This is a genomic window from Vibrio furnissii CIP 102972 (genome assembly GCF_000176175.1).
GTDB lineage: Bacteria > Pseudomonadota > Gammaproteobacteria > Enterobacterales > Vibrionaceae > Vibrio > Vibrio furnissii.
In genome coordinates, this window is sequence record NZ_ACZP01000015.1 from 45,874 (window position 1) to 59,234 (window position 13,361).

Here is a 13,361-nt window from a genome sequence, read left to right on the forward strand (position 1 = left end):
TTTTCATTGATCCTAATCATTTCCTGCTGGTGTGACTAACTTTTCTAAGATTTAGAAAACAGAGTCGGATAAAAAATTTTTTCCACATTTGGGATATTTGAGAAGCATATCAAAGTCTGTGCGTAAGGCTTGTGCAACTCGCCCTCATTCAAGCATCTCTCGGCAACCCCTTCTCTATGATACGAACCAAGCGTTGGTGCTTGGTGTTGCTAAACGGCAACTGAGCTTGCTGTTCGGCTAAGGCCCATTCTATGTGTTCATCCAACAAGGCGGATTGCCCTTGGTGACGAGTCAGCGCGTCGATAATGCGAGAGGAATAGGGCGCATTGCCCATTGCGATAATCAGATTACGTTGCCACTGCTGGTGGCCTATCCGGCGAATGGCCGAGCCTTCCATGTTGCGCAAGAAGGTGGCTTCATCCCACGCAAACAGCGCGACCAAGTCCGGTTCGTTGAACGCTGGGCGGCGATGGAAGTCAGATTGCTGCGTCAGATCAGCAAAGCGATTCCACGGACACACCAGTTGGCAGTCATCGCACCCGTAGATGCGGTTGCCCATCGCTTTGCGAAATTCGAGTGGAATCACACCATCGTATTCAATGGTGAGGTAAGAGATGCAACGCCGAGCATCGACCACGCCATCGGCGACAATGGCGCCAGTGGGGCAAGAGGTCACACAGGCGCGGCATTTACCACATTGGTCTTCAGACGGCGTATCGACGGGGAGTGGAATATCAACCAGCAGTTCGCCGAGAAAAAACCACGAGCCGCTGTCTTGATCCAGAATCAGTGAGTGTTTACCGGTCCAGCCGAGTCCGGCTTTCTGCGCCAAAGGGCGTTCCAGAATCGGTGCAGAGTCGACAAACGGGCGATATCCCAATTCACCCACCGCAGCTTCGATTTTCTCGCCCAGTTTCTTGAGCTGATTGCGCAGCAGCTTGTGGTAGTCACGGCCGAGCGCATAGCGGCTGATGTAAGCGTGAGTTGGGTTATTGAGATTGCTGGCAAACTGCGCCTGCGGCGGTAGGTAGTTCATGCGTGCGCTGATCACACGTAAGGTGCCGGGCAGGAGTTCAGCTGGGCGCGCGCGCATCATGCCGTGGCGCGCCATCCAATCCATCTCGCCGTGATATCCCGCGTCGAGCCATTGCTGCAGTGCGGCTTCATGTTGACTCAGATCCACATCGCAGATCCCGACTTTTTCAAATCCGAGCTCAATGGCCCAGTGTTTGATCTGATCTGCAAGTGCGTGATAATCCATAACGGTTCAGCTCGGTAAAATGGGGCGGGGATCTTAGCGGATCTATCTGGGGGGATCCAGCGCTTCGCGCGTGCTTTTTTCCGCAACGCTGGCGAATATTTTTCGGTTTGCTTACAGAAGAGAGCTTGTCTCTCAAATCCAACCCAGTTTACTATTCGGTTTCTTTTGATTTTTATATAGTCGATGTTCGACACATTAGAGATATTTTCAATGACCACGAAGACCTTCACCCTTAAAGATGAGCACGCGACGGTAGATCTTGGCACAGCGCTGGCCAAGCTCTGTACGCAACAGACCACCTTGTACTTACATGGCGATCTTGGTGCAGGCAAAACCACTTTCAGTCGTGGTTTCATTCGTGCATTGGGTCATACGGGCAATGTGAAAAGCCCGACGTACACCTTAGTGGAGCCGTACCAATTGGCTCAATGGCAAGTGTACCACTTTGATCTTTACCGTTTGGCGGATCCGGAAGAACTCGAGTTCATGGGGATCCGTGATTACTTTACCGATGATGCGATTTGTCTGGTGGAATGGCCGGAGAAAGGTCATGGCATGTTGCCTACGTCGGATCTGGATCTCGACATGCGTTACGATGGCAACCAGCGCCAAGCGGTGTTCACCGCAAACAACGACTATGGGCGTACATTACTAAATCAGTTGGAGTTATGTTGATCGTTCACGTTTGCCGTTCTTGGGTCGTCTGGCTTGCGCTGACGACCGCCTTCCTGTCGAGTGCCGTCCAGGCCAACGTGTTGGAGGGGGTGCGAGTTTGGCCCTCTCCGGATGAAACACGCGTCGTGATCGACGTGAAATCCGAAGTGGATTTCAGCTATTTTACCCTCAGTGGGCCGGATCGTCTGGTGGTGGATCTCAAACAGACCTCACTGGGCACCAAATTACCGGTTCATGTCAGCGACAGTGCGATCCTCACGAAAATCCGCGCCAGTTCTCCGCCTGAAAAGTCGAGCTATCGTCTGGTGCTGGAGCTGAAAAGGAAATCATCCCCGCAACTGTTTAAGCTCGCGCCGACACCAGGCGGCCAATATGGCCATCGTTTGGTGATTGATCTGCCGCACGCCGAAACTGCCAGCCAGCCAGCGGCTAAACCAAGCAGCGAGGCCAAAGTGAGCCGAGATGCTTCGCAGCTCTATGGCACCGCCGATATCGTTGTCGCGATTGATGCTGGCCACGGTGGTGAAGATCCCGGATCGATCGGTCCGACCCGCAAGTACGAAAAAGACGTTACCTTGAGTGTGGCCAAGAAACTGGCGGATCAAATTGATGCCGTGCCGGGAATGAAAGCGGTGCTTACGCGCCGCGGCGATTACTTTGTAAATCTGAACAAACGTTCTGAAATCGCCCGTAAGAACAAAGCACACTTGCTGGTGTCAATTCACGCGGACGCGTTCCATACGCCGCAGCCGCGCGGTGCCTCAGTGTTTGTACTCAATACCCGCCGCGCCAACACGGAGATCGCCCGCTGGGTCGAAAACCATGAGCAGCAATCGGAATTGCTTGGCGGGGCCGGTGAAGTGCTGGCAAAAAACAATGCCGACCGCAACGTCAGCCAAACCTTGCTCGATTTGCAGTTCAGTCATTCTCAAAAAGAAGGCTACAAAGTCGCGACCAACATCCTGCGTGAAATGGGTAAAGTCGCGCACTTGCACAAACGCGAACCAGTCAATGCCAGTTTGGCGGTGCTGAAATCGCCGGACATTCCATCCGTGCTGGTGGAAACAGGCTTTATTTCTAACCCCGCGGAAGAGAAATTGCTATTCCAGCGCAGCCATCAGGACAAACTGGCGCATGCGTTGACGGTGGCCGTGGTGCAGTATTTTGAAGACAACCCACCGGAAGGCACGCTATTTGCCAACCGAGGCAAAACGCAAAAACACAAAGTGCAGCGCGGTGAGTCGTTGTCGGTGATCGCCAACAAGTACGGCACCCGTGTCGAGGCGATTGTGCAAACCAATAAACTCAAGAGCAACAACCTCGCGGTGGGTCAGATCCTGACGATTCCGGGGGGCAGTCGCGGGCCGGTGCACGTGCCGGTGGTGAGCAATCCGGTTGAAACCGAGACCGTGACTCACGTGGTCAAATCGGGCGATTACCTGGGCAAGTTGGCCAGCACGTACAAAGTCTCGGTGGACGCGATCAAACGCGAAAATAACCTGAGATCCGATACCTTGAAATTGGGCCAAAAGCTGAAAATTACCGTCAGCTTGAAAGACAAGCCGCTGCGCAAGCACACGGTGGCGCGCGGAGAGTTCTTAGGCAAGATCGCCAGCAAGTACAATGTCAGCGTGCAGAGCATTCGTGAAGCCAACAAGCTGCGTTCGGACAATCTTGCGGTCGGTCAGGTCCTGATCATTCCAAACAAATAACACGGGGCGTGTATGACGATTCGTATTCTGCCAGCGCGACTGGCCAACCAGATTGCTGCCGGGGAAGTGGTCGAACGACCAGCCTCGGTGGTGAAAGAGCTGGTCGAAAACAGCCTCGATTCTGGTGCGACTCGAATCGATATTGACATTGAAAAGGGCGGCGCCAAGTTAATCCGCATTCGTGACAACGGCTGTGGCATCGACAAAGACGAATTGGGGCTGGCGTTGAGTCGTCATGCCACCTCCAAGATCCACACGCTGGACGATCTAGAAGCCATCATTAGCCTTGGCTTTCGTGGTGAAGCGCTGGCGAGTATCAGCTCGGTGTCGCGCCTCACGCTGACATCGCGCACGGCGACGCAGGAAGAAGCGTGGTCAGCGTACAGTGAAGGCCGCGACATGCAGGTGCAGCTGCAACCTGCCGCGCACCCGATTGGCACCACCGTAGAAGTGCTCGATCTGTTTTTCAATACGCCAGCGCGACGCAAATTCCTGCGCACCGAAAAGACCGAATTTACTCACATTGATGAACTGTTAAAGCGCATTGCACTCAGCCGTTTTGATGTGACATTCAATTTGCGCCACAACGGCAAGCTGGTGCGCCAATACCGCGCTGCGAAAACCGAGATTCAGTTGGAGAAACGCATCGCAGCGGTGTGTGGCTCGGCCTTTGTGCGCAACATGCTCAAGATTGAGTTAGCGCATCAAGGGCTCAAATTGCATGGCTGGATCACCACACCCGATGGCGCGCGCCAACAGAGCGATCTGCAATACTGTTACGTCAATGGCCGCATGATGCGCGACAAGCTCATCAACCATGCGATTCGTCAGAGCTACGAAACCAGTTTACGCCCTGATCAGTTTGCCACGTACGTGTTGTTTATTGAGTTGGATCCGCATCAGGTCGATGTCAACGTGCATCCCGCCAAACACGAAGTTCGTTTCCATCAGGCGCGTCTGGTACACGATTTTATTTATCAGGCACTCAGCAGCGCGCTGGCGGAAAGCCAACACATTGATGCGCCGACGCACAACGAATCGGCTTTCCATTATCACGATGAGCCTGAACAGACGTCCGCGATATCAGAGCGGGTGACACAGGCGGTCGAGAGCACGCCGGCTTATCCGGGTCGCAGTGATTATGAACGCCCAGCGCGTGAAGCGACTCGCGATCAGGTGCGCGAAGCCTCCAAACACAGTGCATGGGTTGAATCTTCGCAAGCAAAACGCAAACCCGCGCAGGAACGCGTCAGTGCCCCTTCACCGTCTCAGGCTGAAGTGCGCGCGTATCAGGCGCTGATGCAAACCCCCGATGTGGCTTCGCCAACGCCTGACGAACACCATCCATCTACCCCGTTAGAACACACGCCGTTAGAACACGAGACTTTTACGGTGCAGCAACTGGGGAAAGCCATCGCGGTGGTGCGTGGATGCTATTTGCTGATGAACACGCCACAAGGTTGTGTGCTGCTGTCTCTTCGCGTGGCGGCGTGGCTGAGAGTGCGTGGGCAGTTGAATGCGCAGCACGAGCCCCTCAAGAGTCAGCCGCTGCTGGTACCGCTGTCGTTGAAAATGTCGGCATCGGAAGCCAACGCTTTGGAACAGTCTCAGCCGCTGCTGACGCAGTTGGGTTTAGAGCTCAAGCCGCGCCATCCGGGATCCTTGATGGTGATGGGGGTGCCGCAACCGCTGCGACAGCAAAATCTACAACTTCTGATCCCAGATCTGTTATCTTACGCGTCTTTGAATTTTGAGCAGGCCGATCAGCCGCTGGATCTGAATTCGCTGGCCGATTGGCTGAGCGATCGTGTGGTGAGTGAGAAAGCTGACTACACTTTGTCAGAAGCGATCCAGTTGATTGCAGAGATTGAGCAGATGTGGCAGGGCAACCTCCCGCTGCACGATGAACGTTTTGTTCGACCTGTGGATTTTTCCGCGACCATTGCAGCATTAAACTCATGAGCACACAATTACCTTTAGCCCTGTTTCTGATGGGGCCGACCGCTTCCGGTAAAACAGATTTGGCCATTCGTCTGCGCCAAAAGTTTCCGGTTGAGATCATCAGCGTGGATTCGGCGCTGATCTACAAAGGCATGGACATCGGCACCGCCAAACCAGACCAGCACGAGCTGGCGCTGGCGCCTCATCGACTGATCGACATGCTCGATCCGAGTGAAGCCTATTCTGCGGCAGATTTTCGCCGTGATGCGCTGCGTGAAATGAACGACATTGTGGCACAAGGGCGAATCCCGCTACTGGTGGGCGGTACCATGCTGTATTACAAGGCGTTGCTGGAAGGGTTATCCCCGCTGCCAGCCGCTGATCCTGAGATTCGTCAACAGATCGAACACGAAGCGGAACAACATGGTTGGCTGGCGTTGCATGACCAATTACGCCACATCGACCCCGTCTCGGCCGAACGAATTCATCCAAATGATCCACAAAGATTATCGCGAGCATTGGAAGTTTATCGGATTTCAGGTAAAACTCTTACTGAACTGACTCAAACCAAAGGGGAAGCATTACCTTTTCGGGTCAAGCAGTTCGCAATAGCTCCCAAGGAAAGGGCTGAGCTCCACCGTCGAATTGAACTCCGATTCGAAAAGATGGTCGAAGCAGGGTTTGAAGAAGAAGTCAAAGCACTCTATGCTCGAAAAGATCTTCATCCTGATTTGCCGTCGATCCGTTGTGTGGGATATCGACAAATGTGGGACTATTTAGACGGGAACGGTCGTTTGGAGGACGCAATCTTTCGCGGAATCTGCGCCACTCGTCAATTGGCCAAGCGACAGATCACCTGGTTGCGCAGCTGGGATGATTTAACTTGGTTAGATAGCGAAAACGTTGAACACGCGTTGGAAACTCTCTCAAATGCCATAGCATCTGATTGAGTTAGCTGTGTATAATGTGATCGCTTTTGCGTGATGTGCCCTGTAAAGGATCCGTTACTTGTTTTTGGCGCGTCAGCCCCAATGATCGGTAACAACGGGGTGTTTTTATTCGTTTAGCTCAGATGCGAAAGCCGCACAAATTTCAGTGCACCGCTAGCTAAATAACTACAACAAAATACAAATAAGGAAAATAAAATGGCTAAGGGGCAATCTCTACAAGACCCATTCTTAAATGCACTACGTCGCGAGCGTATTCCAGTGTCTATCTACCTTGTGAACGGCATTAAGCTGTAAGGCCAAATCGAGTCGTTTGATCAATTTGTGATCCTGTTGAAAAACACCGTGAACCAAATGGTGTACAAACACGCGATCTCAACAGTTGTTCCTGCTCGTCCAGTGAGCCATCACAGCGGTGATCGTCCAACGAATGAGCGCGGCTCAGAGAAATCAGAAGATTAATTCTCTGTACGCAAATTATTATTTATTAAGGAGTTGATAGCTTGTTTGACCGTTACGAAGCCGGTGAGCGAGCCGTACTTGTTCATATCAACTTCACGCAAGAGGGTGAATGGGAAGATCTCAGAGAATGTGAAATGCTGGTCTCTTCCGCAGGAGTGTCGACCCTACAGGTGATCACCGGTAGCCGACAATCTCCTCACCCTAAATATTATGTCGGTGAGGGCAAAGCCCAGGAAATTGCACAGGCCGTCCAAACGACGGACGCTGATGTGGTGATTTTCAACCATGCCCTCTCTCCTGCCCAAGAACGTAACCTCGAACATCTCTGCCAATGTCGAGTGATCGACCGTACCGGTCTGATCCTAGATATCTTTGCACAGCGTGCGCGTACTCACGAAGGTAAATTACAAGTGGAACTGGCTCAGTTGCGCCATATTTCTACTCGTCTGATTCGTGGTTGGACGCACTTGGAACGTCAAAAGGGCGGTATCGGCTTACGTGGTCCGGGTGAAACCCAGTTGGAGACGGACCGTCGTTTATTGCGTGAACGAATCAAAGCCATTTTGCGCCGTTTAGAGCGCGTAGCGAAGCAGCGTGAACAAGGTCGACGTGCACGAAACCGGGCAGAAATACCCACGGTTTCATTAGTCGGTTATACCAACGCAGGGAAATCGACCCTGTTTAACCGCATTACCTCAGCGGGCGTCTATGCCGCAGACCAACTGTTTGCGACCCTCGACCCGACCTTGAGAAAAATTGATTTAGCCGATGTTGGGCCAGCGATTTTGGCCGACACCGTCGGATTCATTCGTCATTTACCACACGATCTGGTGGCCGCATTCAAAGCCACGTTACAAGAAACTCAGGAAGCTGACATTTTGTTACATGTTGTGGATGCGAGTGACGAGCGTTTTCGTGAGAATATTCAGGCTGTCGATGATGTTCTGCTGGAGATTGAGGCCAACGAAGTGCCCACGCTCTTGGTGATGAACAAAATCGATAATCTAGAAGGCCAACAACCTCGTATAGAAAGAGACGACGAGGGCGTTCCGAGAGCGGTGTGGGTCTCGGCAATGGATGGTCTTGGCATTGATCTGCTGTTTGCAGCACTGACCGAACGTCTGGTCAGTCAGATCGTTGAATATCGCTTGCGAGTTCCGCCACAACACCAAGGCAGAATCCGCAGTACCTTCTTCCAAATGAAGTGCATACAACACGAAGAGTATGATCAAGAAGGCAATTTACTGATCACAGTTCGTATGCAGCAAGTGGATTGGTCTAGACTAGAAAAAAGAGAAGAGGCAGTTTTACGTGACTTTATAGTTACTTAAAGGACTGCTAGAGTATAACGTCATATCAAATGATGGAGCTTTCTAATGGCGTGGAATGAGCCCGGAAATAATAACGGCAACAACGGCCGCGATAATGACCCATGGGGTAACAACAATCGCGGCGGTAAAGGTGGCCGTGAACAAGGTCCGCCAGATTTAGACGAAGTGTTTAATAAACTGAGTCAGAAGCTGGGTGGCAAGTTTGGTAAGAAAGGCGGTGGCGGTAAAGGGCCTTCTTTCTCCGGTGGTGGTGCGATTGGCTTTGGTGTCATTGCCGCGATTGCCATCGCGATTTGGTTCTTTGCTGGCTTCTACACAATTGGTGAAGCGGAGCGTGGTGTGGTGCTGCGTCTGGGTAAATACGATCGCATCGTTGATCCAGGCCTGAACTGGCGTCCGCGCTTTATTGATGAAGTGACACCGGTTAACGTGCAAGCGATCCGTTCACTGCGTGCGTCGGGTCTGATGTTGACCAAAGACGAAAACGTGGTCACCGTATCGATGGATGTGCAATACCGTGTGGCTGACCCATACAAGTACCTGTTCAAAGTGACCAATGCAGACGACAGCCTACGCCAGGCGACGGACTCTGCACTGCGTGCTGTGATCGGTGACTCATTGATGGATAGCATTTTGACCAGTGGTCGTCAGCAAATTCGTCAGAGCACTCAGGAAACCCTGAACCAGATCATCGACGGCTACGACATGGGCTTAATCATCGTTGATGTGAACTTCCAGTCTGCCCGTCCGCCGGAGCAGGTGAAAGATGCGTTTGATGACGCCATCGCGGCGCGAGAAGATGAAGAGCGTTTCATTCGTGAAGCAGAAGCGTACAAAAACGAAATTCTGCCAAAAGCGACCGGTCGTGCTGAGCGTCTGAAGAAAGAAGCGCAAGGTTACACCGAACGTACCGTGAACGAAGCGTTGGGTCAGGTGGCACAGTTCGAGAAACTGCTACCGGAATACACCGCGTCACCAAAAGTTACGCGTGATCGTCTGTACCTAGATGCGATGCAAGAAGTGTACTCCAACACGTCGAAAGTGCTGATTGATTCAAAATCCAGCGGCAACCTGCTGTACCTGCCAATTGATAAGTTGGCCGGGCAGGATGGCGCGGCAACCAAGCGTCCGACAAAGTCGTCTTCGGCTTATGACCAAATTGAGTTGGAATCACAACGCACTGAAACGGAAAGCGATACCCAATCTCGCTCAACCAGCACACGTCAAGGGAGATACTAAGAATGCGTAAGTTAATGATCCCTGTTGTCGTTGTTGTTCTGGCGTTGCTGCTGATGTCGATGTTCGTTATCCCGGAAGGGGAGCGTGGTATCGTCATTCGTTTCGGTCGAGTGCTGAAAGACAACAATGATGTATCGAGAATTTACGAGCCAGGTCTGCATTTCAAAATGCCAATGTTTGACCGTGTCAAAACACTGGATGCGCGCATTCAGACCATGGACGGCCGTTCGGACCGTTTCGTCACTTCGGAGAAAAAAGACGTCATCATCGATTCGTACGTGAAATGGCGTATTGAAGACTTCGGTCAGTTCTACTTGGCAACCGGCGGCGGTAACACGCTCACGGCGGAAGCCCTGCTAGAGCGTAAAGTGACAGACGTACTGCGTTCTGAAATCGGTGCGCGTGAAATCAAGCAAATCGTTTCAGGCCCGCGTAACAGCGATGTGTTGCCAGACAGCCCGGATTCAGATGTGGTCACGACTGAAGCGGCGAAGCAGGCGTTGGAAATTGATGGTCAACGTGACCAAATCATGGAAAACGTTCTAGAAGATACCCGTAAGAGCGCCATGAAAGACTTGGGTGTTCGTGTAGTGGATTTCCGAATGAAGAAAATCAACCTACCGGATGAGATCAGTGAATCGATCTACCGTCGTATGCGCGCAGAGCGTGAATCGGTGGCTCGTAAGCACCGTTCACAAGGTCGTGAAAAAGCAGAAGTGATCAAAGCACAAGCTGAGCTTGAAGTGGCGACCATTCTGGCAGAAGCCGACAAAACCGCGCGTGTAACACGCGGTGGTGCGGATGCACGAGCGGCGAAGATCTACGCGGATGCTTACAACAAAGATCCAGAGTTCTTCAGCTTCCTACGCTCTCTTCGTGCGTACGAAAAATCATTCAGTCAGAAGAGCGACATTCTGGTCTTGGATCCGAATAGCGAATTCTTCCAATACATGAATAACTCGAAAGGCACTGCGCCTGCGAAATAATCGCCGGTTGCAGATAACATAAAGGCTCCGCAAGGAGCCTTTATTGTTTGTCGATGGATCAAACGAAGGAGAACCCGGTGTCGAATTCAATTTGGGTTGCGGTTGGGCTGGTGCTCATTGTCGAAGGACTTGGCCCGTTGATTGCCCCCAACGGCTGGCGTCGCATGGTGGCACAACTGAGTGAGCAGCCGGACCACCAATTGCGCCGCATCGGCGGTTGTCTGGTGGTGGCGGGCGCCGTGATCGCGTATTACTGTATGCGCTAACGCTCGAGCATGGCGCCCCTCACGTGCGCCGTTAATAATGTGGTGGTGGTGTTTCTTGGGAGGGATCGGCCAGATTGGACGTATCCATGTTTTTCACCTTGCCCACCACATATTTCATTTGATCCTGCATTTTGGTGATCAAGAGTTGCTGATGGCTTAACGCTTCGTTGAGTTCATCAATGGTTTGCTCCTGAAACGCCACTTTGCATTCCAAGTCATCTATGCGCTGCAATAGCGAAGTCAACATATCGTCTTTCATGATTAGTCGTCGAGTTTCCAAGCTTGAGCTATACCGGCAGACGTGCCTGAAATGACACGTTGCTGTGAATCGAAAGCCGCATCATACACCACCGCGCGCGGTGGGCGGGCATCTTTTCTCGGCTCCGCTTCAAAGCTGTCGAGTTTCTTACCGCTTTGCGTGTCCCAAACGGCGATACGGCTGGATGGGGTGCCTGTCACCAAGCGGGAACCATCATCGGAAAAGCGGGCCGCAGAGAAAACCAACTGGCGTGAAAAACTGCTCAACGAAGTGCGTTTTTGCCCGGTTTTCAGATCCCATATGATGGCTTGATTGCCGCCGTCTGAGGTAAAAGCGAGTTGGCCGTCCCGTTGCAGCGCAACGCGGTTGACGCGCTGATCGTGTTTAAACTGACGTAAAATTTGGCCCGTTTGGGTGTCCCACAGATAGGCGGTGTAATCGTTGCCGCCCGTCAGGGCGTAACGACCATTGGGTGAAATCGCGACTGAATTGACTTTTTCCTGATGGGCAAGGAACTCCAGACGTCGTCCGGTGACTAAATCGACGTAAATGGCTTTCCCGTTGGAGAGGCCGAGCAGAACTTGCTCGCCATTGCTGGTGATGTCGACATCGCGAATCAGTCCGTCCGAAATGGACCAAAGGCCTTTGGCTTGCGTCCAAGCCAAATCCCAGACGGCGAAATTGATTTGGCTCGCGGTCACGGCATAGCGGCCGTTATCAGAAAGGCGGATGAGCGACACGGTGCTCGCTTGAGGATCTTGCGCGCCGAGGTCGGCGAGCTTTTTGTGTTCGCTCAGATCCCAGAGCACCAACTGATGCTCTTTGGAGTAAATCAGCGCGAATCGCCCATCTCTACTGAGCCCAAAACTGGTGGACCCGTTGGGTTCTAAATCCCAGCGTTCGACATTCTGGTCAGAGAAAAAACAGCCATTTAACAATGAAATGACAACAAACAGTAGGATGGAATGAGAAATTATTCGCATCAGTTCTAATTATCCGCCTCGTGTGTAAAGACAATCTGAAAACATAAGGCTATATTGGTACAACTCTGTGTTGCGCACCAGCTTGAAACCAAGATTTGTGCACAATCACAAAAGGTTTGCCTACAAATTGGAGAATTCAATGAAATCACTTTTTAAAGTGTCGCTACTGGCCGCAACCGTAGTGTTGGCCGTTGGCTGTCAGAAAGAAGAAGCTGCAAAACCAGAAACCGCAGCACCAGCCGCAGAACAAGCTTCTGCCGCAAAAACGGTAACCTTCCAGAATGAAGACGACAAAGCAGCGTACGCAATTGGTGTTTCGTTTGCGAATTACCTCAGCACCAGCATTGAAAAACCAAGTGAAATTGGCATCAATCTGAACAAAGATATGGTTCTTCAGGGAATTCAGCATGTGTTTGCTGGGAACGCTGAAATGACCGAAGAAGAGACCCGTGCGGCGCTGGAAGCGCTCGATAAACGCGTGGCTGAAAAAATGAAAGCGCAAGCCACTGAAAAAGCGGCTGCGAACAAAAAAGCAGGCGATGACTACCGTGCTGAGTTCGAAAAACAGGAAGGCGTGAAGAAAACCGCCACTGGCCTGTTGTACCAAGTGATGACCCCAGCGCAAGGTGACTCACCTAAAGATACGGATACCGTGCAAGTGCACTACAAAGGTACGTTGATTGACGGCACGCAATTTGACAGCTCTTACGATCGTGGTGAGCCAGCGACATTCCCGTTGAATCGCGTGATCCCAGGTTGGACCGAAGGCGTGCAACTGATGCAAGTGGGCTCGAAGTACAAGTTCGTGATTCCGCCAGAGTTGGCTTACGGCGAACAAGACACGCCAACCATTCCGGCCAACTCAACCTTGGTGTTTGAAGTGGAACTGCTGAAAATCGACAACGGTGACAAAGCAGCGCAATAAGCATCACGGATTGCAACGCAAAGGGCCTGACTTGTTCAGGCCCTTTTTGATCCCGCTCTAGAACTGCTACATAATTTGTTCTAAATCACTTGTTGGCAATATAGCAGAGTCTTCGGCTAAAATTTTCTGATAAACTTACACCAATTTGTTGATTTTTCGTTCTAAGGTCAAAATACAGTGACAACGACAGAGACTATTAATGCCGATATGTTGCTTGAGATGGAATCCGTGCATGTGAAACCATTTACAGAGCATGACAAAGTAATTTTGCGTTCATACGAAGCCGTTGTGGATGGAATTGCCAGCTTGATTGGCCCTTTTTGTGAAATCGTTCTGCACTCGCTGGAAGATCTGGACGGGCCCGCCGGCGAGCT

The 13,361-nt window shown here is 51.8% G+C and carries 13 protein-coding genes and 1 pseudogene; 11 read left to right on the forward strand and 3 right to left on the reverse strand.

Going from position 1 to position 13,361, the window contains the following annotated elements; all coding sequences use genetic code 11:
• Positions 1 to 148 precede the first annotated feature (148 nt).
• Entirely contained in the window at positions 149 to 1,261 is a 1,113-nt protein-coding gene (gene queG / locus VFA_RS17940) for a tRNA epoxyqueuosine(34) reductase QueG (RefSeq protein WP_004728273.1), read from the reverse strand.
• 210 nt (positions 1,262 to 1,471) lie between these two features.
• On the opposite strand from queG, the gene tsaE reads away from it, so the two are divergent.
• The 9 genes and pseudogenes from tsaE to VFA_RS17985 all read left to right on the forward strand — a co-directional run bounded on the left by tsaE (position 1,472) and on the right by VFA_RS17985 (position 10,820).
• The gene (gene tsaE / locus VFA_RS17945) at positions 1,472 to 1,936 is read left to right on the forward strand and encodes a tRNA (adenosine(37)-N6)-threonylcarbamoyltransferase complex ATPase subunit type 1 TsaE (protein WP_004728274.1); all 465 of its coding nucleotides are present in this window, start codon (positions 1,472 to 1,474) and stop codon (positions 1,934 to 1,936) included.
• Complete coding sequence (locus tag VFA_RS17950; protein ID WP_038152505.1) at positions 1,930 to 3,648, forward strand: N-acetylmuramoyl-L-alanine amidase; 1,719 nt, start codon at positions 1,930 to 1,932, stop codon at positions 3,646 to 3,648. Before tsaE ends, VFA_RS17950 begins: the two co-directional genes overlap by 7 nt.
• 12 nt (positions 3,649 to 3,660) lie before the next feature.
• On the forward strand, positions 3,661 to 5,610 hold the full coding sequence (mutL, locus tag VFA_RS17955; RefSeq protein ID WP_004728276.1) for a DNA mismatch repair endonuclease MutL: 1,950 nt from the start codon (positions 3,661 to 3,663) through the stop codon (positions 5,608 to 5,610).
• Positions 5,607 to 6,539, forward strand: coding sequence for a tRNA (adenosine(37)-N6)-dimethylallyltransferase MiaA (gene miaA / locus VFA_RS17960; RefSeq protein WP_004728277.1), 933 nt, complete (start codon positions 5,607 to 5,609; stop codon positions 6,537 to 6,539). The genes mutL and miaA overlap by 4 nt, the downstream gene beginning before the upstream one ends.
• Before the next feature lie 195 nt (positions 6,540 to 6,734).
• A pseudogene (gene hfq / locus VFA_RS17965) lies at positions 6,735 to 6,998 on the forward strand (RNA chaperone Hfq).
• Positions 6,999 to 7,039: 41 nt separating this feature from the next.
• Complete coding sequence (gene hflX, locus VFA_RS17970; RefSeq protein WP_004728279.1) at positions 7,040 to 8,329, forward strand: ribosome rescue GTPase HflX; 1,290 nt, start codon at positions 7,040 to 7,042, stop codon at positions 8,327 to 8,329.
• A 45-nt stretch (positions 8,330 to 8,374) separates the two neighbouring features.
• Positions 8,375 to 9,568 (forward strand): FtsH protease activity modulator HflK, encoded by a 1,194-nt coding sequence (gene hflK, locus VFA_RS17975; RefSeq protein ID WP_004728280.1) that lies wholly within the window; start codon positions 8,375 to 8,377, stop codon positions 9,566 to 9,568.
• A gap of 2 nt (positions 9,569 to 9,570) precedes the next feature.
• On the forward strand, positions 9,571 to 10,554 hold the full coding sequence (gene hflC / locus VFA_RS17980) for a protease modulator HflC (RefSeq protein WP_004728281.1): 984 nt from the start codon (positions 9,571 to 9,573) through the stop codon (positions 10,552 to 10,554).
• Between the two features lie 77 nt (positions 10,555 to 10,631).
• Entirely contained in the window at positions 10,632 to 10,820 is a 189-nt protein-coding gene (locus tag VFA_RS17985; RefSeq protein ID WP_014203966.1) for a DUF2065 domain-containing protein, read from the forward strand.
• A 31-nt stretch (positions 10,821 to 10,851) separates the two neighbouring features.
• Here the strand turns inward: VFA_RS17985 and VFA_RS17990 are convergent, their stop codons facing one another.
• A complete protein-coding gene (locus VFA_RS17990) occupies positions 10,852 to 11,079 on the reverse strand; it encodes a SlyX family protein (protein ID WP_004728283.1) in 228 nt (75 codons plus the stop codon).
• 2 nt (positions 11,080 to 11,081) lie between these two features.
• Positions 11,082 to 12,062 carry a WD40 repeat domain-containing protein gene (locus VFA_RS17995; protein WP_014203965.1) on the reverse strand — a complete coding sequence of 327 codons (981 nt, stop codon included), beginning with the start codon at positions 12,060 to 12,062 and terminating at the stop codon, positions 11,082 to 11,084.
• 139 nt (positions 12,063 to 12,201) lie between these two features.
• Between VFA_RS17995 and fkpA the strand changes: the two genes are divergently transcribed.
• Both fkpA and VFA_RS23510 read left to right on the forward strand, forming a co-directional pair.
• Positions 12,202 to 12,987: an FKBP-type peptidyl-prolyl cis-trans isomerase gene (gene fkpA / locus VFA_RS18000; RefSeq protein WP_004728285.1), complete on the forward strand. Its 786-nt coding sequence runs from the start codon at positions 12,202 to 12,204 to the stop codon at positions 12,985 to 12,987.
• 177 nt (positions 12,988 to 13,164) lie between these two features.
• On the forward strand, positions 13,165 to 13,361 hold a 197-nt coding region (locus tag VFA_RS23510), incomplete at its 3' end, for a PAS domain-containing protein (RefSeq protein ID WP_187380388.1).

What these genes read in the sequence shown, in the direction of transcription:
- queG (WP_004728273.1), bottom strand. Translation starts at nt 1,261, where the DNA reads ATGGATTATCACGCACTTGCAGATCAGATCAAACACTGGGCCATTGAG.
- tsaE (WP_004728274.1), top strand. Translation starts at nt 1,472, where the DNA reads ATGACCACGAAGACCTTCACCCTTAAAGATGAGCACGCGACGGTAGAT.
- VFA_RS17950 (WP_038152505.1), top strand. Translation starts at nt 1,930, where the DNA reads ATGTTGATCGTTCACGTTTGCCGTTCTTGGGTCGTCTGGCTTGCGCTG.
- mutL (WP_004728276.1), top strand. Translation starts at nt 3,661, where the DNA reads ATGACGATTCGTATTCTGCCAGCGCGACTGGCCAACCAGATTGCTGCC.
- miaA (WP_004728277.1), top strand. Translation starts at nt 5,607, where the DNA reads ATGAGCACACAATTACCTTTAGCCCTGTTTCTGATGGGGCCGACCGCT.
- hflK (WP_004728280.1), top strand. Translation starts at nt 8,375, where the DNA reads ATGGCGTGGAATGAGCCCGGAAATAATAACGGCAACAACGGCCGCGAT.
- hflC (WP_004728281.1), top strand. Translation starts at nt 9,571, where the DNA reads ATGCGTAAGTTAATGATCCCTGTTGTCGTTGTTGTTCTGGCGTTGCTG.
- VFA_RS17990 (WP_004728283.1), bottom strand. Translation starts at nt 11,079, where the DNA reads ATGAAAGACGATATGTTGACTTCGCTATTGCAGCGCATAGATGACTTG.
- VFA_RS17995 (WP_014203965.1), bottom strand. Translation starts at nt 12,062, where the DNA reads ATGCGAATAATTTCTCATTCCATCCTACTGTTTGTTGTCATTTCATTG.
- fkpA (WP_004728285.1), top strand. Translation starts at nt 12,202, where the DNA reads ATGAAATCACTTTTTAAAGTGTCGCTACTGGCCGCAACCGTAGTGTTG.